Raw genomic sequence first — 23,431 nt, 5'->3', positions numbered from 1 at the left:
AACAAAAGTAGTGACTGAAAATAAAGCATTTTATCATTCAGAAATAGGATATAATATGAGAATGCCAAATCTTTTAGCTGCATTTGGAGTAGCTCAACTTGAAAATGTTAAGGAATATTTAAAAATTAAAAGAGAAAATGCAGTGTATTATAACCAGCTTTTAGGTGAAATTAAAGGAATTACATTGCCTGCAGAAAGAGAAAATATAGAAAACTGTTATTGGTTATATTCAATCCTAGTTGAAGACGAATATGGTATAACTCGTGATGAACTTATACAGAAATTAAATGCAGGGAAAATAGAGGCAAGACCTTTCTTTATGCCTATACATGATATGCCTCCATATAAGGGAAGTAGACATGGAGATTTAACTGTTACAAATGAGCTATATGCAAGGGGAATAAATCTTCCAAGTTCTGTAGGACTTAAGAAAGAAGATATAAAAGAGATATGTGAATTAATAAAAAACTCTAGGAAATAAGTTTGTTATTTCCTAGTTCTTAATGATATCTTAACTGGACATCATTAATTAGGCTACTTTAGTGGATTTTGTACTTCAATAGGTGATGCTTAAAGTGGATAGGAGAAGAATATGAATATAGATTTTATTAAAAAAATATACCAAAACAGGTTGGTTAAAAGTGGTATCTGGTTTACTATAGGAACATTTTTTGTTCAAGGTATTTCTTTTATAACCATGCCTATTTTTACGCGTATGCTTGGGACTAGCGGATTTGGAATAGTTAATGTATATACTACATGGCTTTCCGTTTTTACAACCATAATTACATTAGGACTTCTCGCTACAGTTAATAATGCAAAAGTGGATTTTAAAGAAAGATATGATGAGTTTGCCTCCTCGATACTTTTTTTAGCTACCTTACTTGCTATTTTATGGTTTGTTATTGCGTTTATCTTTAAAAAGCAAATAGGCAAAATAATTGATTTAAATTCTATATTAGTTATGTTTCTTATCATTCAAAGTTTTTTTGGCTTTATTGTGGATTTTTCTAATGCAAAATTAAATGCTGAATATAAATATAAAAAATATTTGCTTATATCAATAAGTAGTGCAATTTTAAACACAATTTTAGCTATAATTCTTATATATAATTTTAAAACAGATAAATATTATGGTAGGATTGGTTCTTTACTTATTGTTGCTCTACTTTATGGAACAATTTTGTACATAATTGCAATGAGAAAAGGTAAAAAACTAATTAATTTTAAATACTGGAAGTATGCTTTAATATTATCGATACCAGCAATTGTACATCTTTTATCAGGCGTAATATTGCAGTCAGTTGATACAGTAATGATAAACAGTATGTTAGGATCTAGTGCTGCAGGAATATATAGTTTTGCATATAAAATAGGAATGATAATGTACATTGTGTGGCTTGCATGTAACAAAGCTTGGGTGCCTTGGTTTTATGAAAATATGAAAGAAAAAAATTATGATGATATAAGATTAAAGATTAAATATTATATTATGATATTTTCTGTTATGGGATTTGTATTAATATTTATATCACCTGAAATAGGAAAGCTAATGGGAACAAGTGATTTTTACAAAGGTTTAGATTATGTGCCATTAATAATGGTGGGATATTATTTTCAGTTTTTATACAGTATACCAGCTAATCTTGAGTTTTATACTAAAAACACAAAGTTACTTTCCCTTGGAACTCTTATTGCAGCCTTAACAAATGTTGTATTAAATTATATATTGATTCCAAGGTATGGTGCGGTTGCAGCTACTTGGACAACAATAATAGCATATGTTATATTGTTTTTATATCATTATTTTATATCCCTACGTATATTTGATGTAAGAATATATACTTTTAAGCCTTTTGCTTATGGTATTATATCAATAGTTTTAAGCAGTGCTATGTTTTATATAGTTAAAAATAATTTGATTTTAAGATATGGAATATTAATAGCAACATTAATTATATTAGGTTATCAAATTCAAAAGATTAGTAAAAGATTAATGAAAAAATAAATCAAAAGAGTAGGATGGAATTTAATGGTTAAATTAATCTATACAGCACAAAAAAAAGAGTTAATAATGAATGGCACGGTTATGGGTTTATTTGAATATATAGGGAATATAAATATAGAAGATGAAGCTTTTAGGTATTTAACTTACTTAGAAAATCAAAAGGTTAATGGACTAAAACTTGAAGAATTATATGTATATGATAATGTACCCTTATATGTTTTCGATAGACCTACTATATATAGAAAATTGAATGGCTTGATTTTTTGTATTATGGTTATAAGGAATACAAAGAAAAAAGTTAATGAAGACTTAGAAGTACAGACAGATGATGACATTATGAAAAAAGTTTGTAATGATGTCTTTAATATTAAATGCAATAAAATTTATAGCAAAAAAAATATTCTTCCTATAAGTAAAATCAAGTTATTTAGAAGATTTATAAGAGGCTTAGGAAATTATTGTAAATTTTTATTCTATAATTCACCCCTTAATAAAAATCATCGGAAAGAACCATTTTTGGTTATTTCACATGCCTCAGATTTAAACCCTGTTAAAGGCAACAAAAATGGTTATTATGATACCCAATTAGGACAAGTTATAGATAAATTAAAAGAAAATTATAATATAATAAACTTTCAACAGTTAAACAATAAATATATAATAGATAAGACATTAAATTATCATGAAAATTTTGTACCTTTTGAATTATTTATTTTTTACAAAAGACTTAAATCTAAAAAATATATAAATAATAGCTTAATAGTTGATAATTTAATTTATATTAACAAATTAGATTTTCATTTCAATGAACTAAATCTTAAAGATGTTATGCTTAATTATGTAATGAAGAATTTAAGAGAAAACTATTATTCATATTTATATGAGTTGGTAGTAGCAGGAAAATTTATTGATAAATTTAAGATTCAAAAATGTTTAGTAGTTGGCGAGGGAGACAGAGGCCGATGTTTTATAGCAGCAGGTAATAGGTTTAATATAGCTACTTATGCTGTACAACATGGAATAATTAATGAAACATCATCTACTTATATAATTAATTCAAAGTATAAAGAGGTGTTAGTTCCTAAACATACATTCGTTTGGGGAGAAAACTATAAAAAATTATTAATATCTCATACAAATGTATATAATAAAGAAAATGTTAGTGTTGTTGGGCAAGTAAGAACAGACACATTAGTTCAAAATGGATATTTAAAAACTATTAAAAAAAGTGGGATGCTAAAAATAGTTTATGCAACTCAATACTTTAGGGATTTACTTGAACCTGCTACTATAATGTTATTTAAGGCACTTAGTTTAATGAAGGAAGATTATAAATTAATTATAAAACTTCACCCTGCAGATTTAAACTTCGAGTTTTATGAAGAGATGGTGCAAAAGTTTCATATAAAAAACTGTAAAATAATTAAAGATGGAGATCTGTATGAATTAATTAAATGGAGTGACCTTATAATAAGTGTACATTCAACAGTGGTGGTAGAAGCCGCTCTTATGAATAAACCATCTATTTGTATAATTCTTCCTAAATATAACGATGCTGGAGGGTTTGTTAAAGATGGAGTATCATTTGGTGTTAAGGACGAAAATGAACTTTTGGAATATATGGTGAAAATAAATTTAGAAGAAATGACTTTAAATAATAACATGAAAAAGTATATTACTGAAAATTTTTATAAACTAGATGGAAAAGTAACAGAGAGAATAATAGGTATTATTGAAAATCCTTATAGAAATTTATAAATATAGTTAAGGATAGTGATTTATAATTAAGGTTCTAACAACTTTTTTATACTTAATAGTATAAAAAAATAGGAGGATAATTATGGTAAAAATTTGTTTCTTAGCAGATGCGCAAAGTATACATACCAGAAAATGGGCTGAATATTTTTCTGGTATTTACGATGAAATTCATATAATTTCTATGAGGAAAACAGATTATGTTTATGAAAGTAATGTATATGTGCATGTACTGAGAAGTATATCTGAAAATAAATTAAGTTATTTTTTATTAATTAGGGATATTAAAAAATTAGTAAAAGAGATTAATCCGGATATATTGCATAGTCACTATGCCACTAGTTACGGACTTTATGGGAGAATGTGTAATCGTCATCCCTTTATAATCTCTGTATGGGGTAGTGATATTTATGAGTTTCCAAAGGTGAATATTGCTAAAAAGTGGTTACTTAAGTACATATTAAAAGGGGCTGATAAAGTCTGTTCTACAAGTAATGATATGGCTGAGGAAACGGGAAAATATTATAACAAAGAAATTATAATAACTCCATTTGGGGTAGATATAGATAAATTTAAATGTTACACACCTATATTAAGTAGTATAAATATTACAATAGGCGTTATTAAGGGATTAGAAAAAATATATGGGATAGATTATCTTATTGAGGGCTTTTCAAAGGTTATACAAGAATATCATGGAAACAAGCAATTGAAGCTTCTAATCGTTGGTGAGGGTACACAAAGAATAAAACTTCAAGCATTAGTAAATGAACTAGATATTAAATCTAATGTTACCTTTACAGGGAAGATAGATAATGATAAAGTACCTGAATATATAAATATGATGGATATAGTATGTCTACCTTCTTTAAGTGAGAGTTTTGGGGTCTCAGCTGTTGAAGCTTGTGCATGTGGAAGGCCAATACTTGCTACTAATGTAGGTGGGTTAAAAGAGATAATTTTCGATAATTACAATGGATTTGTAATAAAGCAAAAAAGTAGTGAAGATATAAAGTTAAAGATTATGAAAATCATTGAAAATGAAGTGCGAATGGTACAATTTTCAAAAAATGCAAGAAAATTAGTCCTAAAGAAATATAGTTGGATGAATAATGCAAAAATTATGGACAATCTATATAAAAAACTGGTTAATATTAATAAATAGTGATATTATATTATAGTTTGAAATAACTTTGTCATTAAAAATAAAAATAAAAAGAATAATACAATTAAAAGTGTAAATTGGGGTAGTGGTGATGTTAAATGAAACATATAGCATTTATATATTTTAACGAGGTATTTAAAAAGCAAATAGAATATACAGCTAATACTATTTTTAAAGATTATGAAGTAGATGTCTTAATAGTTAGTGCTCATGATTTTAAGTGTCTAAATCAGAGGTTTGATTTAGTTATATCTTATGGAAATATTAAAAATAACATTTGTGCAAATATGATATTATTAGAAGGTCCTTTATTTTCAAAGGAATACTTAACTTTAAAATCAATTCCTACAGACATAAAAAGTTATGAAGAATTACCTGTTTTTTTTATGAATAGTGATGAAGATTATTTTATAAAAAATGTGGGAGATAAACTTATTGTTAATATAGATATTATACAAACTAGTTTTTTCTTTTTGACTTGCTATGAGGAATACGTCATAGATGAATATGATATGTATGGTAGGTTTAATATAAAGAAAAGTATATTGTATGCACATGACTTATTGAAGAGGCCTGTTGTAAATGATAGTATTCAATGGTTCATAGATACATTAAATATTAAATACAATATTAATATTAAAAAAAAGAACTTATGGGGAGAAAAAAGCTTTCAAGTATTATTGTCACATGATGTAGATGTGGTAAGTAAATACTTGACTTTTCTGCGGGAAGTAAGACTTGAGTTAAGTATTTTACTAATAGACAGAAAACCAAAAGAAGTTTTAAGAAGAATAAGAGGATATATAGCTACAGAGTTATGTAAAATAGAGAAAGATCCATCTGATACTTTTAATATGATTTTAAGTATGGAGAAAAGCATGGGATATAATTCAAGTTTCTATTTTATGACAGATGGTAAGGGATATAGTACAACAAATAAGAAAGTGAAAAAAATTTTAAAACAAATATCTAATGGAGACAATGAAATTGGATTTCATCCAGGTCTTGGAACAGCGGATAATGAAAACTTATTTAGTAAGGAATTTATGATATTCAAAAAAAGATTTGTTAAAGTAGATAAAGTAGGTGTTAGACAGCATTATCTAAGTTTCAATCCTCATAAAACCTGGTCAATTCAGGAAAAACATAGGATTCATTATGATACTACTTTATGTTTTCCAGAATGTGCTGGATTTAAAGGGGGATATTGTTTACCTTATAAGCCATATGATTTAAAAAATGATAGAATTATTGATATATGGGAAATCCCATTAATAGTTATGGATGGGTCTTTAATGCAATACATGAAGCTGGATTTTGAGGAATCTGTAAAGTATATTAAGGAATTGATTCGAAAAGTTGAGATTCATAATGGTATTTTTGTTTTATTGTGGCATAATTCTGCAATTTCAAAGGAATATAATATTCATTCTAGAGATATATTTCAGTGGTTTTATGATTATATTAAAACTTGCAATTGTGATGTTACTAGTGGAGAAGATATAATTTCAAAATACGAGAAAACTATTTAGGAGGATGAAAATGAAATTCACGCAGGAGATTCAAGATTATTTTAATTATTTGAAAAAATATATGTATATAATTTTAGGATTATATACAATTATAGAAATAGGGTTATTTATAAAGATTGGTACATCAAATGTACTTATGTTCCTCTGTAGTATATTTGTAACGTTGTTTGTAATTTGCAGCCTAATATTAATGTTTAAAGAGTTTGTTACAGCAAGCAAAATTTACGCCATATCAATGCCCATAATACCTATGGTGTTTTATATTATGCATAGGCTTCATATGGATGGAATAGGTCAAGTGTTATATATAGCTTACTTTGCTATATATTTAATTACTATGATTCGCGAGTATAAAAATGGTGTATTTGATTTTTCGAGACTTACAACTAAATACAGAAAAATAAGTATACTATACGTTATATTGTTAATACTTGCAGTAATATCTTCAGTAATAAGCATTCATGTTTTAGAAGCATTCAAACTAGTATTACTTAGTATCATTACAATGATGACCTATAGCATAGGTATGCTTTGTTATAAGAAGAATAATAAAGCATTTTTCAAGGATATATTACTTTATTTATGTATAGGGGTTACATTGTCATCTATACCAGATATAATAGTAACATTATATAATTTAATTTTTAGAGATAATATAAATCAGCATCTTTATGGAGTACTCGGTAGCAATTTTATGCTTGGATATACTATAATCATAATTCCGTTTATATTACTTTATGCTATGAATAAAGGATTATCTGGAAAACATAATAAAATGTATCAGTTATTATTGTTGATACAGATAATTAATTTTAGTACTCAAAAATCAAGAGGTTTTCTTGTAACATTAGCCATATGTTTTATAGTTTCTATCATACTGGATATGAAAAATTGGAAAAAGTATGTTTTAGTTTCTATAGTTGTATTTTCTTGTATGACTTATAATGTTATGCATAGGTGGGATATGGAAAATGTTGTAGCAGACATTAAAATAACAGGGGTAGAAAGCCTTACTGCTAATAATGTTAAAATATGGGATAGGCTTATAGATCAAACTAAAAATAGAAGGCCTATATGGGCATTAGCTTTTGGAATGATTAAAGATCATCCGTATTTAGGAGTTGGGCCTGGACATTTTAAATATTATTACTTACAATATGGTGGGAATCCTGAAAAAATGTATATAGATGCTCATAATATAGTTCTTGATTTAATAACGGAATTTGGAGTTATATTCTCATTTACATTTATGGTAGCATGGATAGGTGGGTTACTAAAATCATTATTGGATATTGTAAAAAATAGAAAGGGCGATTTTAGAGAATTTAAATGGCCTGGTATTATCGGTATTACTTGTCTCTTAATTTATGGAAATGTTACAGGTCAATCATTTATGGCCTCAGCAAATCCACTAAGTGTAGCGCCTGCGTTTATTTTTACTGTGGTGATGATATTAATGATATATCCAGAAGGAAAATTTGATAATTAAGATTTAAAACAGTGTGAGGGGTTTATAATGAAAAATATATTGATTGTAGCTTATTTTTATCCACCACTTGGTGGGGCAGGAGTTCAAAGAACATTAAAATTTGCTAAGTTTTTAAAGAAATTTGGATATAATGTATTTGTGCTTACTGTCAATAACGAAAAGGGAACCATTAAGGATGAATCTTTGAAACTTGAATCAACTGATGGAATAAAAGTATTTAGGGCCATGCAAAAAGAAAATTTTATTGTAAATTTTATTCTTAATAGAAAAGTAACTGATGTTAAAGTAGAGAAGAATGAAAATAAGAAAGATATTACAAAAAAAACATCTGATAATACATTTAAATCTAAAATTAATAAAAAAGTCAAAAAACACTTATTAAATATATATAGGAATATGTATATACCAGATGATAAAATATCATGGAAAAAAGATGCGATAAGCGTAGGTATAAACATAATTAAAGATGAAAAAATAGATATAATATATTCAACATCAGCACCATATACTGGACATTTAATTGCATATGAATTAAAACAAAAGTCTAATTTACAATGGATTGCTGATTTTCGTGATCAGTGGGTAGCTAATCCATTTGTAAATTATTCAGCATATGCTAAAATTAAAAATGAAAAAATGGAGAAAATGGTTATAGAAAAAGCTGATGCTGTAGTATCTGTAAGTAAACCTATAATAGATGATTTCGTTTATAGATATAAAGATCAAGTTATAGATAAGTTTAAGGTTATTACTAATGGATATGATGAGGAAGATTTTGCTGATTTTAACATGAATTTAGTTGCAAAAAAATATATTATAACCCATAATGGAACTTTATATGGGAAGAGATCACCGAAGAATTTTTTGATAGCTGTAGATAGGCTAATAATTAAAAGAAAGATAAAGCAGGATGAACTTACTATAAGATTTGTTGGACAAATAGGTAAAGATGCTCAGGAGGATATAAGATTCTTTGTTGCTAAATATGATAATATTATTGAATTTATATCATATTTACCGCATAAAGAAAGTTTAAAGAAATTAGAGGAGACCTCTGCAACACTTTTAATTATTGAAGCTGGTGTGGGTAGTGATGGAATATATACAGGAAAGCTTTTTGAATACATAAGAAGTGGACGGGATATCATCGGTATTGTGCCAACAGGGGTTGCTAAAGATCTAATATTAAGTACAAACACTGGTTTTTGTTGTCATCCTGAAAAAGTGGATGAAATTGAAGACGTTATATATAAATCTTATAGCAGTTGGAAAGGCACGAAGAAAAAGTCAGATATTAATTGGAAAAAAGTTAGCGAGTATAGCAGAGAAAATTTAACTCGCGATTTAATAGGTGTTATAGAAGGATTATAAATTATGTTATAGAAAGGATGTGTAAATCCTAATTTTATCAGAGAAAATTTTGGTGAATTGTAGGAGTCTATATGAAAATTTTAACAGTAGTAGGAGCAAGACCACAGTTTATAAAAGCAGCTGCAGTATCTAATATCATCAGAAAAGAGCATGAGGAAATTTTAGTGCATACAGGTCAGCATTATGATGAAAACATGTCAAAAATCTTTTTTGAGGAACTTAATATACCTAAACCGGATTATAATTTAGGAGTAGGTTCAGGCGGACACGGCAAGCAAACAGGAACTATGTTAATAGAACTTGAAGAACTTTATGAAAAGGAAAAACCAGATATGGTTTTGGTTTATGGAGATACTAACTCAACTTTAGCTGGTGCACTTTGTGCAAGTAAATTACTTATACCAGTAGCTCATATAGAAGCGGGACTTAGAAGCTTTAATATGACTATGCCAGAAGAACAAAATAGAATTTTAACAGACCATATATCAAAATATTTATTTGTACCTACTGCTTCAGCTATTAAAAACCTTAGTAACGAAGGAGTTACGAGTGGTGTTTATAATGTAGGAGATGTAATGTATGATGCAACACTTAATTTTTCAAAACTTTCAAAAGAAAAATCAAAGATTATGAAAGAACTGAACTTAAAACAGGAAGAATTTATATTAGCAACTATTCATAGAGCAGAAAATACCAATGATATAAATAGGTTAAGAAATATAATTGAAGCATTAAATGAAAGTGGTCAGAAAGTAATACTACCATTACATCCAAGGACCAAGAAGTATATGGACGATTATAATTTATCATTCAACAAAAACATAAAGATAATAGATCCAGTTGGGTACTTAGAGATGATAAGTTTAGAAATGAATTGTAGAAAGATTATTACAGATAGTGGTGGAGTTCAAAAGGAAGCTTTTTTCATGAATAAGCCTTGTATTACTTTGAGAGATGAAACAGAATGGGTAGAAACAGTAGAAAATGGTTGGAATATTGTTGTTGGAACTGATAAGGCTAAGATATTAGATGGTATATTAAATTTCGTTCCCAATAAGGTTAAGCAAAATATTTTCGGTGATGGTCATGCTGCAGAGAAAATTTTAGAAATTATAAACAAATAATAGAGGTGAAAAAATGCGTATTTTATTTTTAACACAATATTGCCCTCCAGAAGTGGGGGCACCTCAAAATAGAATTTTTGAGTTTGCTAAAAAGTTAAAAGAATTTGGTCATGATGTTACAATATTAACAGCCCTGCCAAACTACCCTAGAGGAGAAATCTTTGAAGAGTATAAAGGACGTGGAGTTGTTATTGAGGAAATTGAGGGTATAAAGATAGTGAGGACTAATATTTATGCTACAAAATCTAAGCAGTTTACTAAGAGATTAAGAAATTATTTATCTTTTACTTTTTCATCAGTGCTTAGAGGTGCAAAACATATAGATAAACAGGATGTAATAATAACAGAATCTCCACCACTCTTCCTTGGATTTTCAGGGTTTGTATTAGCTAAGATTAAAGGAGCTAAATTTATTTTTAACATATCTGATTTATGGCCAGAATCAGCTATAAAATTAGGGGTGCTTCATAATAAGTTGTTCATAAAAATGTCTGTATGGTTAGAAGAATTTTGTTATAGAAGAGCAGCTGCTGTTACATGTCAAACCCAAGGAATAGTTGATGATATAGTAAAAAGAGGGTTTGATAAAAATAAAATACACCTTTTAACTAATGGAGTGGATACAAAGTTATTTAAAAAAGAAAACAGAGATGAAAACTTTAGACGTGAAATAGGTATTGAAAATAAATTTGCGTTATGTTATGCCGGCATTCATGGAATTGCACAAGGACTTGAAGTTATAATAAATGCAGCTGAGATAGTAAAGAAAGAAGAAAATATCCAATTTATATTTGTAGGAGATGGTCCAGAAAAACAAGATCTGATAAATTTGGTTAAAGAAAAAGAATTAACAAATGTTACATTTTTGCCTCTTCAGCCAAAGATGAATATGCCTAAAATAGTAGCTTCTATGGATGCTGCAATAATTCCTCTAAAGAAATTAGAGCTATTTAAAGGGGCACTACCTTCAAAAATGTTTGAGACATTGGCATCAGAGATACCAATTATTCTGCCTGTACAGGGAGAAGCTGCAAAGTTAATAAATAATGCAAATGCAGGAATAGTTGTGGAACCTGAAAATTCAAAAGAAATTGCAGAAGCTGTGTTAAAGTTATATAATGATATAGAACTTAGGAATAGTCTTGGCGCAAATGGCAGAGTTTATGTTATGGAAAATTATGCTAGAGAAAATATAACAAGAAAATTAGAAGAAGTATTGATGAATTTATAGAAATTATAATATATAATCCGTCCCTCACTTACAAATTGTAGAATTTTTGAAAGTGAGGGACGGATTATGTAAAAATGACATTAATGTATAAAGAGGTGTAGTAAATGAAAACTAAGTATAGTATTTTATATTGTTTAATGTGTGTATATATAGTAATAATGCCTCTGATCCAGGAAGGCACAAATTTTAAAGGAATATCTGCGAGAGACATTTTACTTGGTATAGTTGTATTTGCATATTTTGTAAAGTTAATTATTGAGAAGGCTACGCGTGAAAGGTTTATCTATGGCATTAGAGATATTTTTAGTAGTACTTTAAGTATTTGCATATTAATATTACTTGGAATAATGTTATTATCCACCTCATATGCATTAGAAAAGACACTTGCATTAACCGAAAGTGCAAGATTTTTAACTTATGTATTTATATTTTTTGTAATTAAATACGAGTTTAATACTAAAAAATTAGTGAAGAATTTATTGAAATGCTATATATTCACAGCATCAATATTAAGCATTTTTGGTATAATACAACACTTTACAAGGATAGGATTAGATAAAAAGTTTGTAGAGCATTATTCCTCAGGGTATAGTGTGGTTAGAATTGCAGCGACAATGTTTAATCCTAATGCTTATTCCGCTTTTCTTATTCTAATTATATTTCCAGTGGTAATGCTCACTATTTATGAGAAAAACAAAAAAATCAAGAGTATCTATGGGATAATATCAGTTTTATTATTTGTAAATATAATAATGACTTATTCTAGAAATGCGCAATTAGGAGTTTGTATAGGTGCAGTGGTTTTATGTGTTATTTACAGTTATAAATTAATTATAGCTTTTGGTGTTATAGGGGTATTAACTTTATTTATGCCATCGGTTCTTGACACAGTTCAGGCTTTAACAAATGCTTCACGAAATGCCTCTAGAATTAAATTGTGGAAAACTGCTATAATGATGATTAAAGAGCATCCAATTTTAGGCGTTGGTAATGGTAATTTCATTAGTAGATATAATGAATATGTGAGTAAGTATAAGGGATTAAGTTATAATGCTTACAAAAGATATCCTGCTCATAATTCTTATTTGAAAGTTGAGAGTGAATTGGGTATAGTAGGAATAGTATCTTTTTTAGCAATTTTAGTAACATCACTTTTTAGAGTGAAGAAACTGTTTACTCTAACTGATGATAAATTTATAAAAGCTTTTTATATGGGTGCATTTGCTTCAATGATTGCATTTTTCTTTATGAATATATCAGATAATTTATTTTTTGTACCTATGGCTACAACATACTTTTGGTTTTTAATAGCTACAGCTGAAAGTTTATTAAATTCATCAACAAGTAATTAATGAATGTTAATTATATAAAAAATTAAATATTTAATATTTATAAGGGAGTAGGAGTAAAGTATGAAAAAAATTAAGATGATAACTATAGACAAAAAAGTACATATTGAAAATAAAAAAGTTCAATTCGCACTTAAAAGATTAATGGATATTATATTATCTTTAATAGGGATAATTATATTATCACCTATATATTTAACTATAATTATTGCTATTAAAATAGACTCAAAAGGTGGAACTGTATTTAAGCAAGTTAGAGTTGGAAAAGATGGTGAAAACTTTACTATCTATAAATTTAGAACCATGATAGTCCAAGCGGAGAGTAAAAGAAAACTTGATATTAACCCAGATGATCTTGAAAACTTTGTATTTCAAAGTAAGTCAGATAGTAGAGTAACAAAGGTAGGTAATTTTTTGAGACGTAGTAGTTTAGATGAGATACCTCAACTTTTTAATGTTTTGTTTGGTAATATGAGTCTTGTAGGGCCTAGACCTGAAATACCAGAAGTAGTTAAGTATTATCCTGAAAGCTACCATCAAAGGCTACTAGTTTTGCCAGGAATAACTGGACTTGCACAAATTAGTGGAAGAGGTGAAATTGAACTAGGAAAAACGGTTGTTTATGATCTTACTTATATTAAGGACTTTTCAGTTATGTTAGATATAAAAATAATCTTATTAACAGTGGTGTCTGTATTTAAGAAAGATGGTGCTTTTTAGTAACTCATATCAGCGGGTTACTACACTAAAGTAATTTAATATGGAATCTGCTAGAGGTAGATTGTTTGGAGGAATTTATGATAACGAAAATTTTACAATATAAAATTTTTAATGATAATATGGAAGCTTTATTTGAATCTATAGACAATTTTGAAAAAGTACATATTATTTCAGGAAACCCAGAAGTTCTCCTTAGTGGACTTGAAAATACTGTTTTGCTCCATAATTTTACAAGTGAAAATTCAATTATTATTCCAGATGGAATTGGAACAGTTATATGTTCAAAAATAGTTAGAAATCCTGTCAAAGAAAAACTTGCAGGTATAGAAGTCATGGATAATATAGTGAAAAAATGTGAAAAAGATAATCAAGGGATATATCTCTTAGGATCAACAAAAGAAATAGTTGATCTGTGTAATATAAATCTACGAACTAAATATCACAAATTGAATATACTTGGTAGTCATGATGGATATTTTGAAGTAGATGATTGTGAATATATATTAAAAGAAATAGAAGCAGTAAAACCTAAAGTATTATTTGTTGCAATGGGATGCCCAAGGCAAGAATTATTTATAGCAAAATATATGGACAGGCTTCCTTGCAAAGTATTTATGGGAGTTGGAGGAAGTTTTGATAACATTGCGGGTAAGGTTAAACGTGCACCTAAATGGATGATAAAAATCGGACTGGAATGGTTATACAGAGTTATAAAAGAGCCATTTAGGATTAAAAGGTTAGCATCTATACCTAAGTTTATTATTATGGTAATAAAATATAAACGCAAACGGGAGTAATTATTGTTTGTTTTAGATAAATAAAGGGAGGGGTAAACATTAAAGTATTACATATTATATCTGGTAATGACAATGGTGGTGGTGGAAAACATGTATTAAATATATGTGACAAATCAAATGAAAAATTTGAAAATGTACTTGGCCTTATTGGAGAAGGTCCATTATATTTAAAAGCTAAGGAGTTGAATGTTAGCTATAAACTTTTTAGTAAGAAGCTTTATAATATGGATCTTGTGAACTTTATAAATCACAATTCGATAAGCATAGTGAATTTTCATGGAGCCAAACCTTTCTTATTACATTTAATTTTGAAAAGTAAACTTAATGTACCAACTGTAGCCGTAGTTCATAGTGATTTTAGATATGATTTTCTTAATAATAAGTTGAAATATTTTATATTTACACCTCTAAGCATTGTGGGCTTAAAGAGTTTTAAAGATTATATTTGCGTATCAAATAACTTGAAGTCTTTGCTTGAATATAAAAATATAAAAGGGAAAATTTCAGTTGTAAATAATGGTATAGATATAAAAAATTGTATCATTAAGAATTCTGCAAAAGATATAAGGAATAGTTTGAAAATAAAATATAATGAATTTGTGTATGTTATGGTAGCGAGATTACATCCAATAAAAAATCATAAAGAAGTTATTCTAGCATTTGGAAAATTAATTCATGAATTTCATGATGTGAAATTATTACTAGTTGGTGGCGGAGAGCTAGACTTAGAACTGAAAAGTTTAATAAAGGAATTAGAACTAGAAAATAAGGTTATTATGGTAGGAAATGTTTCTAATCCATTAGATTACATAAATGCATCTAATATTAGTATTCTAGCTTCTATAAGTGAGGGTGGAGCACCACCACTTACAGTATTAGAATCAGGAATTGTAAAGAAACCATTAATTTATACGCAAGTAGGAGACCTAGAGTGTATATTAGATGAAAATAGCGGATATAAAATAAAAGCTAAAGGCAATGTATATATTTACATTGCTATGAGAGAAGCATATTTAGATAAGTGTCATTTAAATGTAAAAGGCGAAAATTTACATGATATCGTTATTAATAATTTTACTATAAATAATTTTTGGGAAAAATATCATGAAATTTATAAAAACATGTTAAAAAATTGATTTAACAGTGAAGATGATATTAATTCTTAAATTCACAAAAATATGGAGCGTATCATGAAAGAAAACAAAGTTTTAAAGAGTTCAATGATTGTAATGATTTTTGTAATACTTGGAAAGGTACTTGCTATAGTAAGAGATAGCTTAATGTTAGCTAAATTTGGAACTACGCATTCAGCAGACATATATGTATGGTGTTTTGGTGTAGTATTTCTTTTTACTAGTTTAGGTTATGGGCTTAGTACTACCATAATACCCATTCTTACAGAGTATATTGAGACAAAAGAATTAAAAGAACGAAATCGATTTGTAAATAATGTAACTAATATTTCCATGTTATTAACTATAATTATTACGGGAATTGGAATATTATTTTCATATTATATAGTGTATTATTTTGCTAATAAATTAACTAATGATCCGATGATGTTTAATCAAACTGTAAAAATACTTAAGATTATGTTTTTATCAGTGCTATTTTTAACTCTACAAGGGGTTGTAGCAGGGGTACTTCAAGCTCACAAAGAATTTTCTATTCCGGCTGCAATGGCTGCTGCTGCAAACTTAATATATATAATTTATTTAAGCTTATTTGTAGATACATTTGGTCTTACGGGATTCGCAATAACCACTGTTTTGGCTTTTTTCGTTCAATTTATAATTAATGTACCTAAATTCAAGAAACTAGGATACGGGTATAAATTTGAATTGAATTTTCGCGATAATGACTTAAAAAAACTATTTATATTAATGATCCCTATAATAATAAGCACTTCAACCATGCAACTTAATTTGTTTATTAATAGATCATTTGCCATGGGTTTATATGAAGGCGCAACTGCAGTTCTTGACTGTGCAAATAAGGTAACTTTACTTACGTATGAAGTTTTTGCTGTAGCAGTTTCTATGATAATATACCCAATACTTTCTACATTTATTGTCCAAAATAATCATGAGGAATATAAAAAATCTTTAGTTAAGTCAATTAACATTATAAATCTAGTAATGATACCTGCGGCACTTGCAATAGTTATATTAAGAGAACCTCTAATTAGTGTATTATATTTAAGAGGAAAATTTAACATAAGTGATGTGAAATTAGTTTCAGAAGCTTTGATACTCTATTCTCCAACTATGGTAGCTTATGGAGTACGTGATATATTAAATAGAGCCTTTTACTCTGCTAAAGACACTAAAACACCTATGATTTATAGTATTGTGGGTGTAGTAATAAATGTTGCTTTAAGTGCTATTTTGTACAGATACATGTCAGTACCAGGACTAACACTTTCATCATCAATCTCAGCTACAGTTATTACCATAATGTTATTACTTAAGATGAATAAAAAATTTCCAGGGATTCAATTTATTCCTATGATTAAAACAATAGAAAAAATATCTATTGCTTCTATTATTATGGGATTTGTAATATATTTTATGAAAAAAATATTTATAATTAATGTAGTATCAGGATTTATTTTAAATTTAACAATTTTATTTGTGTGTGCAGTTGTAGGAAGTATATTATATTTTGCTTTAACATACCTTTTTAAGATAGATGAAACTATGTACATATGGGATATATTTAAAAGTAAAATTTTAAAAAAATAATTACATTGTTTATGCAATTATTACACATACTAAATTTAAAGGAGTGTGTTATATGGAATTTTATGATGTAGTTAAGAATAGGAAAAGTATTAAGAAATTTAAAAATACCCCGGTGAATCCAGAGAAGTTAGATAGAATGATTAATGCATCTATGATGTCACCATCTTGGAAAAATAAGACTTCTTACAAATTTATATTAGTTGATGAAAAGAAGGAGCTTATGCAAATTTCAAAAGCAATAATGAACAAGGATAATTTAGCAGCACAGTCAATAATTGATGCGCCAATGACAGCAGTTATAGTTGCTGATCCGGATGCTTCAGGTGAAGTAGAAGACAAAGAGTATTATTTAGTAGATAGTGCCATAGCTATGGAGCATTTTATTTTAGCAGCTACTAATGAAGGTTATGGGACTTGTTGGATTGCTGCAATTAATGAGGACATTATTAAAACAGCATTGGCAATTCCACAAAATTATAAGGTAGTTGCTATAACACCAATTGGAGAAATTGCAGAGAGTAAAGAACATTATGATAAAAAAGATGTAAAAGATTTTGTATTTTCAAACACTTGGGATAATGCATATACTAAATAGACAAATTTTAGGACCCTATGATGTCTTTGTTATCATAGGGTCCTATTTTAATTAAGGTTAAATAAATGATATCTTCATATATTACTTTTTTATAGGGGGTGTTGCAGTAGTGTTATATAATCTATATATGTAAAAATTTATTTAAGTGATGAAATAATAACATATAAATGGTACAATTTTAATAATTATATGATTGTTATTTATTTTTATCTAGTCTATATGAAAACAAGGAGGAGTACTATGGAGAAAACAAAAGGAATTCTATACATTATATTATCAGCTAGTGCTTTTGGTATTATGCCAATACTTGCGAAACTCTCATATAGAGGAGGATCAAACACATACAGTACACTATTCCTTAGGTTTTTATTTGCAGCTATTATGCTTTTTTATTATTTGAAAACAAAAGGTATATCTATGAAATTAACTAAAAAACAGTCTGTTTTAATAATGATTATTGGGGTGTTTGGATTTACTCTTGCGACTTCTAGTCTATATATGTCATATAATTACATAAACGTCGGTATGTCAAGCATGATTTTTTATATTTATCCATCTATCGTTACTATACTCGCATATGTTGTATATAAAGAAAAAATATGTTCTAGAAAAATAATTTCTTTGATTATATCTTTAATGGGCATTTATATTTTAATTGATAAGACAAGTGTTAGTTTTAATATAAAAGGAATAATCTTAGCATTGATAGCTGCTGTATTATATTCATTATATGTGCTAGGAGCATCTCACAAAGAATTTAAGAGTATTAATAGTTACGTTCTAACCTTTTATATTTCATGTTCATCTGCCTTTGTGATGTTTATAGCTGCTAAGACCACTAATAATTTTAACATTCATATTTCTTTCTATGCATTTGTGGCAATTTTACTTATAGCATTTATATCTACGGTGGTCGCTTTAATGGCATTTTTAGAAGGGGTTAGACTAATAGGTCCATCTAAGGCTTCAATTCTAAGTACTATTGAACCTATAGCGAGCTTAATACTAGGAATAATAATCTTAGGAGAGCCTATTTCATTTAGAATTATAATCGGGAGCATAATGATTGTTTTGTCGGTTGTAATATTAACAAAGAAATAATCAGAGATTTAGATTTTTTCAGTTTTTTTGAAATTTTTTATTTACATTCATAAAGTGAATAAGCATTCTTTCTTGAATAGGTTTGATAGTAGCGCTTATTGATTCAACTATATTTGAAACTTTTGGACATTGCTGTACAGTGTGTAATAAAAAATGGTAATATTGTAATACAAAATTAATTAATTAATAAATAGAATTTATGTTGTTTATATTATATGTAAATAGCATATTAATTTTTCGGAGGGAGAATAAAAAATGTTAGATCAAAAAACTGTAAGAGAATTTATTAATGAATTGGGTTCAAATTCACCTGTACCAGGAGGTGGAAGTGTTGCAGCACTTGCAGCGTCTTTAGCTAGTGGATTAGGGGCTATGGTATTTAATTTAACTGTAGGCAAGAAGGTATACTATGAATATAGTGATGATGACAAAATTCTTGTTTCTAAAAATCTTCAGGAATGTCTTAAATATCAGAGCGAATTTTTAGAACTAATGAACAAAGATAAGGAAGCCTTTTTAATTCTGATGTCAGCTTTTAAGCTCCCAAAGGAAAGTGATGATGATAAGAAAGTAAGAAGTGCTAAAATTAAAGAAGGATACCTAGGAGCGTTAGAAGTTCCATTAAATGTTGCAGAAGAAGCATATAAAATATATGAGTATGTAATGGTAGCCGCTAAGATAGGTAATAAAAATGCCATTTCTGATGCTGGTGTGTCAGTTTTAATGCTTCAAGCATCTATTGAAAGTGCGATTCTAAATGTTAAAATAAATCTCTCAAGCATAAAAGATGAAATTTATAAAGATGAAATTAAACAACGTTGTAACGAATTAGTTAAAAACGGAAGAATAAAACGGGATGAAATATTATCTATTGTTGATGAGAGTTTGTAGCCAAAAGGTGGTAGAAAACAAATGCTTGATTTATTAAAACAAGAAATATGTGAGCTGTATAATATTATAATAAGTTCAATAGATGATATATACAAAGTAACTGCTCTTACAAATTATAAAAACGAATTAGAAGTATCAGGAAAAAAAAGTTTCGGTGATAGCTATTATGAATTCATAAAAAACAATAAACAGAAGGGTACAGTGTATACTCCAGAACCTATAACTTCTTATATGATAGAAAATACTATAAAAGCAGCACAGATAATAAATAATCCATATATAAGAATTGTTGATCCATCATGTGGTACAGGAAATATTTTGATTTGTTGTTTTAGATTTCTTAGAAACTTATATAAGGATAATTTGATCTATATTAATAAGAAAACTGAATTTAAATTAGATGAAAAAGACATTGATAATCATATAATAAGATATAATTTGTTCGGATTTGATATTGACGATATAGCATTAAAAATTCTTGTTATTGATTTATATGATTTAAGCAAGGGTTGCGTACTTAAAAATATTTTTAATAAGGATTTTTTATTAAATAAAAATAAATGTAAATATGATATCGTAATAGGAAATCCACCTTATGTGGGCAAAAAATCTATAGATAATGAGTACGCTTCTTTCCTAAAAATAAGGTATAAAAAAGTATACAGAGATAAAGGAGATTTATCATATTGTTTTTTTGAAAAAGCATTAGAAGATTTAAGTGAGGGTGGAAAACTTACATTTATTACTTCAAGATACTTTATAGAATCGCCTAGTGGAGAAAATCTGAGGAAGGAATTAAAAGAAGGTTGCACTATAGACAAAATGATAGATTTTTATGGTATAAGACCATTTAAAAATGTAGGAATAGATCCTTTAATTATATTTATAACAAATCATAAAACTCTTGATAATCAAATTGTAATTATAAAGCCATTAGCCGTAAAAAGCAAAGAAAAAAAAGAGTTTTATAATAGCGTATTTTTAAAAGACGGTAATAAATTCAACACTTTTATGCTAAATAAAAAAGAATTAGATGATAAGGGTTGGGTTTTAGTAGATGAGAAAGTGAGAGCCTTAATAAATAAAATAAAACAAAAAAAATATACCGAGCTTAGTAACATATGCAATAGTTATCAGGGAATAATAACTGGGTGTGACAAGGCATTTGTATTGAATAATGATACTTACCTCAGAAAAAACATTGAAAATGATATAATAAAACCTTGGATTAAGAGTAGTTTCATAGAAAAAAATAAAATTTTAAGGCAAGATAGCTATATAATATATTCAGATTTAATTGGGGACACTAAAGAGTATAGTAACGCTATAGACTATATTGGATTACAGAAGGAAAAACTGCTAAAAAGAAGAGAGTGTCAAAAAGGTATTAGAAAATGGTATGAACTTCAATGGGGAAGAAATCAAAATATATTTGAAGGAGAGAAAATAGTTTTTCCATTTAAAGCCAGCAGTAACAGATTTGCTATCGACACAGGAAGTTATTTTAGTGCAGATGTATATGCACTTACAATTAAAGAAAATGTTCCTTTTACCTATGATTTTTTATTATACATATTAAATAGTAAAATATACGAATTTTATTTCAAGACCTTCGCAAAAAAACTAGGTGAGGATGCATATGAATATTATCCAAATAACTTAATGAAATTATGTATTCCGGCAATGAAGGATTATAAGAGCGGGGATGAAAATTATTTATATGACTACTTTAACTTTAGTGAAGAAGAAAAAGAGATTATACTTGGAGAAGTATAATCTCTTTTGGCATGAATATTGCTTAATATATAATAAAATATTAATATTTAGGAGGAATCATTATGAGCAATTTAGAAAAACTAAACAAGGTGTTACGTGATGTATTTGATATAAAAAAAATTGAGGATATAAATGATGATATGGGTCCAGATGAGATAGAAAATTGGGATTCTTTGGGACATGTAGAACTTATAACAAATTTAGAAGAGGTTTTTGACATAGCAATTAACGTAGTTGATATTTCTAGAATGTATACCATAGGTGACATTAAGAAAACAGTTGAAAAATATGGTATAGAAATATGACTTTTACAGATTACATTTTTGAGTTTTCAGCAAAACTTAATGAAACTGCTGTAATTTTTAAAAATGAAATAAGTTACAAGGAAATTTTTATTGATATAAAAAAAAAGCTTCTTTTTTAAAAAGTAAAAATATTTCTAAAAAGGATGCTATACTTTTAGTTTCAGAGAATTCTAATTTCTTTATTGAAAACTATTTTGGAATAATTAAAAGTGGAGCTATTTGCGTTCCTATAAATCCAGCTTTAAGTAGCAATGAAATAAAGTATATTATAGATACTCTTCATATTAAGTTTGTATTCACTCAAAATAAATTTAGTGAGAAAATAAAGCAGTTGGGTTATGAAAATATTGTGATTTATACAGATCACAATGATTATAATTTTATTGATTTACATGAAGATAATTATAGCGATGATATACAATTAGAAAATGACATAGCTATTATACTCTTCACTTCGGGATCTACAGGAAACCCTAAGGGAGTAATGCTTACTCATTATAATCTTATTCGCAATACGAATTCTATAATTGATTATTTAAAGCTTACAAAGCAAGATAGAGTGGAAACGGTACTCCCTTTTTATTATTGCTATGGCACTTCAATTTTGCATACCCATTTTAGGGTAGGTGGAAGCCTTGTAATTAATAATAAATTTATGTTCCCTCAAACAGTTATTGAAGATATAAATAAATATAATTGCACAGGGTTTTCAGGTGTCCCAAGTACATATCAGATACTGCTTAGGATGACGAATTTGAAAGACACTAAACTACCAACATTAAGGTACATAACTCAAGCTGGAGGTAAGTTGCCAGAAATTTTCATAAGACAGCTTATAGTTATTTTAAAAGGAGTAGACATTTTTATAATGTATGGTCAGACTGAGGCTACAGCAAGATTATCTTATTTACCACCATATTTAATTAATGAAAAAATAAATTCTATAGGACGTGGAATTAAGGGAACAGATCTTTTTGTTTTAAATAGTGAAGGGAAGAGAGTGAAATCTGGCGAAATCGGTGAGGTTGTTGCCCAAGGCGACAATATAATGAAGGGATATTTTAATGATAAGGAAGAAACAGATAAAGTTCTAAAGCAAGGATGCTTATATACGGGAGATATAGCAAAAGTAGATGATGAGGGGTATATATATATAGTTTCAAGAGAAAAAAACATTATTAAAAGTGGTGGAATTAGAATAAGTCCTAAGGAAATAGAAGACATGATATTACAAATACCAGAGGTGGTAGAATGCATAGTTATTGGAGTAGAAGATGATATTCTAGGAGAAGCGGTAAAAGCCTTTGTAGTATTAGTCGCGGATAAACCCTTTGTAGATTGTAAGTATATTTTAAATTTTTGTAAAAAATATTTACCTTCATACAAAATGCCGAGGAATATAGAATTTTTAAATGCGCTTCCCAAAAATTCTTCAGGTAAAGTATTAATAAAAAAACTTAATCAATAATAAGAGGGTG

Annotated in this window: 20 protein-coding genes; all 20 read left to right on the top strand. The window is 27.8% G+C overall.

The genetic code is table 11. The features are described 5' to 3' along the window. Nucleotides 1-481: DegT/DnrJ/EryC1/StrS family aminotransferase (locus KPL37_RS02760; RefSeq protein WP_216145897.1), on the top strand; the 481-nt coding region annotated here is incomplete at its 5' end. A 111-nt stretch (nucleotides 482-592) separates the two neighbouring features. Beyond that, the gene (locus KPL37_RS02755; RefSeq protein ID WP_216145896.1) at nucleotides 593-2,008 is read left to right on the top strand and encodes a lipopolysaccharide biosynthesis protein; all 1,416 of its coding nucleotides are present in this window, start codon (nucleotides 593-595) and stop codon (nucleotides 2,006-2,008) included. Nucleotides 2,009-2,032: 24 nt separating this feature from the next. Then, nucleotides 2,033-3,766 carry a capsular polysaccharide export protein, LipB/KpsS family gene (locus KPL37_RS02750; RefSeq protein WP_216145895.1) on the top strand — a complete coding sequence of 578 codons (1,734 nt, stop codon included), beginning with the start codon at nucleotides 2,033-2,035 and terminating at the stop codon, nucleotides 3,764-3,766. An 82-nt stretch (nucleotides 3,767-3,848) separates the two neighbouring features. Continuing rightward, the gene (locus KPL37_RS02745; protein WP_216145894.1) at nucleotides 3,849-4,928 is read left to right on the top strand and encodes a glycosyltransferase family 4 protein; all 1,080 of its coding nucleotides are present in this window, start codon (nucleotides 3,849-3,851) and stop codon (nucleotides 4,926-4,928) included. 98 nt (nucleotides 4,929-5,026) lie between these two features. After that, the gene (locus KPL37_RS02740; protein WP_216145893.1) at nucleotides 5,027-6,460 is read left to right on the top strand and encodes a polysaccharide deacetylase family protein; all 1,434 of its coding nucleotides are present in this window, start codon (nucleotides 5,027-5,029) and stop codon (nucleotides 6,458-6,460) included. Nucleotides 6,461-6,470: 10 nt separating this feature from the next. Next, a complete protein-coding gene (locus tag KPL37_RS02735; protein WP_216145892.1) occupies nucleotides 6,471-7,949 on the top strand; it encodes an O-antigen ligase family protein in 1,479 nt (492 codons plus the stop codon). Nucleotides 7,950-7,976: 27 nt separating this feature from the next. Beyond that, nucleotides 7,977-9,320 (top strand): glycosyltransferase family protein, encoded by a 1,344-nt coding sequence (locus KPL37_RS02730; RefSeq protein ID WP_216145891.1) that lies wholly within the window; start codon nucleotides 7,977-7,979, stop codon nucleotides 9,318-9,320. Nucleotides 9,321-9,391: 71 nt separating this feature from the next. Beyond that, on the top strand, nucleotides 9,392-10,444 hold the full coding sequence (wecB, locus tag KPL37_RS02725) for a non-hydrolyzing UDP-N-acetylglucosamine 2-epimerase (protein ID WP_216145890.1): 1,053 nt from the start codon (nucleotides 9,392-9,394) through the stop codon (nucleotides 10,442-10,444). A 13-nt stretch (nucleotides 10,445-10,457) separates the two neighbouring features. After that, nucleotides 10,458-11,675 (top strand): glycosyltransferase family 4 protein, encoded by a 1,218-nt coding sequence (locus tag KPL37_RS02720; RefSeq protein ID WP_216145889.1) that lies wholly within the window; start codon nucleotides 10,458-10,460, stop codon nucleotides 11,673-11,675. A gap of 104 nt (nucleotides 11,676-11,779) precedes the next feature. Next, on the top strand, nucleotides 11,780-13,027 hold the full coding sequence (locus KPL37_RS02715; protein WP_216145888.1) for an O-antigen ligase family protein: 1,248 nt from the start codon (nucleotides 11,780-11,782) through the stop codon (nucleotides 13,025-13,027). A gap of 60 nt (nucleotides 13,028-13,087) precedes the next feature. Beyond that, entirely contained in the window at nucleotides 13,088-13,744 is a 657-nt protein-coding gene (locus tag KPL37_RS02710; protein ID WP_216145887.1) for a sugar transferase, read from the top strand. 77 nt (nucleotides 13,745-13,821) lie between these two features. Further along, the gene (locus KPL37_RS02705; RefSeq protein ID WP_216145886.1) at nucleotides 13,822-14,541 is read left to right on the top strand and encodes a WecB/TagA/CpsF family glycosyltransferase; all 720 of its coding nucleotides are present in this window, start codon (nucleotides 13,822-13,824) and stop codon (nucleotides 14,539-14,541) included. A gap of 224 nt (nucleotides 14,542-14,765) precedes the next feature. Then, nucleotides 14,766-15,677 carry a glycosyltransferase gene (locus KPL37_RS02700; RefSeq protein ID WP_343216210.1) on the top strand — a complete coding sequence of 304 codons (912 nt, stop codon included), beginning with the start codon at nucleotides 14,766-14,768 and terminating at the stop codon, nucleotides 15,675-15,677. Nucleotides 15,678-15,731: 54 nt separating this feature from the next. Further along, a complete protein-coding gene (murJ, locus tag KPL37_RS02695; RefSeq protein ID WP_216145885.1) occupies nucleotides 15,732-17,285 on the top strand; it encodes a murein biosynthesis integral membrane protein MurJ in 1,554 nt (517 codons plus the stop codon). A gap of 52 nt (nucleotides 17,286-17,337) precedes the next feature. Continuing rightward, a complete protein-coding gene (locus tag KPL37_RS02690; protein ID WP_216145884.1) occupies nucleotides 17,338-17,880 on the top strand; it encodes a nitroreductase family protein in 543 nt (180 codons plus the stop codon). Between the two features lie 240 nt (nucleotides 17,881-18,120). Beyond that, nucleotides 18,121-18,981: a DMT family transporter gene (locus KPL37_RS02685; protein WP_216145883.1), complete on the top strand. Its 861-nt coding sequence runs from the start codon at nucleotides 18,121-18,123 to the stop codon at nucleotides 18,979-18,981. A gap of 255 nt (nucleotides 18,982-19,236) precedes the next feature. Further along, a complete protein-coding gene (locus tag KPL37_RS02680) occupies nucleotides 19,237-19,872 on the top strand; it encodes a cyclodeaminase/cyclohydrolase family protein (RefSeq protein ID WP_216145882.1) in 636 nt (211 codons plus the stop codon). Nucleotides 19,873-19,893: 21 nt separating this feature from the next. Further along, nucleotides 19,894-21,648 (top strand): Eco57I restriction-modification methylase domain-containing protein, encoded by a 1,755-nt coding sequence (locus tag KPL37_RS02675; RefSeq protein ID WP_216145881.1) that lies wholly within the window; start codon nucleotides 19,894-19,896, stop codon nucleotides 21,646-21,648. Nucleotides 21,649-21,710: 62 nt separating this feature from the next. Then, on the top strand, nucleotides 21,711-21,953 hold the full coding sequence (locus KPL37_RS02670) for an acyl carrier protein (RefSeq protein ID WP_216145880.1): 243 nt from the start codon (nucleotides 21,711-21,713) through the stop codon (nucleotides 21,951-21,953). A 130-nt stretch (nucleotides 21,954-22,083) separates the two neighbouring features. Then, nucleotides 22,084-23,421 carry an AMP-binding protein gene (locus tag KPL37_RS02665; protein ID WP_343216209.1) on the top strand — a complete coding sequence of 446 codons (1,338 nt, stop codon included), beginning with the start codon at nucleotides 22,084-22,086 and terminating at the stop codon, nucleotides 23,419-23,421. Nucleotides 23,422-23,431: the final 10 nt, after the last annotated feature.

Source organism: Clostridium frigoris, assembly GCF_018861865.1.
In the GTDB taxonomy this organism is placed as follows: domain Bacteria; phylum Bacillota; class Clostridia; order Clostridiales; family Clostridiaceae; genus Clostridium_AD; species Clostridium_AD frigoris.
Note: the sequence above shows the minus strand (reverse complement) of the source record. Positions and strands in the feature narration are given on the sequence as shown.

Bases quoted from the DNA above. Each gene is read 5' to 3' on its own strand.
- KPL37_RS02715 (WP_216145888.1), top strand. From the start codon at position 11,780: ATGAAAACTAAGTATAGTATTTTATATTGTTTAATGTGTGTATATATA.
- KPL37_RS02745 (WP_216145894.1), top strand. From the start codon at position 3,849: ATGGTAAAAATTTGTTTCTTAGCAGATGCGCAAAGTATACATACCAGA.
- KPL37_RS02740 (WP_216145893.1), top strand. From the start codon at position 5,027: ATGAAACATATAGCATTTATATATTTTAACGAGGTATTTAAAAAGCAA.
- murJ (WP_216145885.1), top strand. From the start codon at position 15,732: ATGAAAGAAAACAAAGTTTTAAAGAGTTCAATGATTGTAATGATTTTT.
- KPL37_RS02670 (WP_216145880.1), top strand. From the start codon at position 21,711: ATGAGCAATTTAGAAAAACTAAACAAGGTGTTACGTGATGTATTTGAT.
- KPL37_RS02720 (WP_216145889.1), top strand. From the start codon at position 10,458: ATGCGTATTTTATTTTTAACACAATATTGCCCTCCAGAAGTGGGGGCA.
- KPL37_RS02730 (WP_216145891.1), top strand. From the start codon at position 7,977: ATGAAAAATATATTGATTGTAGCTTATTTTTATCCACCACTTGGTGGG.
- wecB (WP_216145890.1), top strand. From the start codon at position 9,392: ATGAAAATTTTAACAGTAGTAGGAGCAAGACCACAGTTTATAAAAGCA.
- KPL37_RS02735 (WP_216145892.1), top strand. From the start codon at position 6,471: ATGAAATTCACGCAGGAGATTCAAGATTATTTTAATTATTTGAAAAAA.
- KPL37_RS02680 (WP_216145882.1), top strand. From the start codon at position 19,237: ATGTTAGATCAAAAAACTGTAAGAGAATTTATTAATGAATTGGGTTCA.
- KPL37_RS02755 (WP_216145896.1), top strand. From the start codon at position 593: ATGAATATAGATTTTATTAAAAAAATATACCAAAACAGGTTGGTTAAA.
- KPL37_RS02750 (WP_216145895.1), top strand. From the start codon at position 2,033: ATGGTTAAATTAATCTATACAGCACAAAAAAAAGAGTTAATAATGAAT.
- KPL37_RS02685 (WP_216145883.1), top strand. From the start codon at position 18,121: ATGGAGAAAACAAAAGGAATTCTATACATTATATTATCAGCTAGTGCT.
- KPL37_RS02675 (WP_216145881.1), top strand. From the start codon at position 19,894: ATGCTTGATTTATTAAAACAAGAAATATGTGAGCTGTATAATATTATA.
- KPL37_RS02700 (WP_343216210.1), top strand. From the start codon at position 14,766: ATGGATCTTGTGAACTTTATAAATCACAATTCGATAAGCATAGTGAAT.
- KPL37_RS02690 (WP_216145884.1), top strand. From the start codon at position 17,338: ATGGAATTTTATGATGTAGTTAAGAATAGGAAAAGTATTAAGAAATTT.
- KPL37_RS02705 (WP_216145886.1), top strand. From the start codon at position 13,822: ATGATAACGAAAATTTTACAATATAAAATTTTTAATGATAATATGGAA.
- KPL37_RS02710 (WP_216145887.1), top strand. From the start codon at position 13,088: ATGAAAAAAATTAAGATGATAACTATAGACAAAAAAGTACATATTGAA.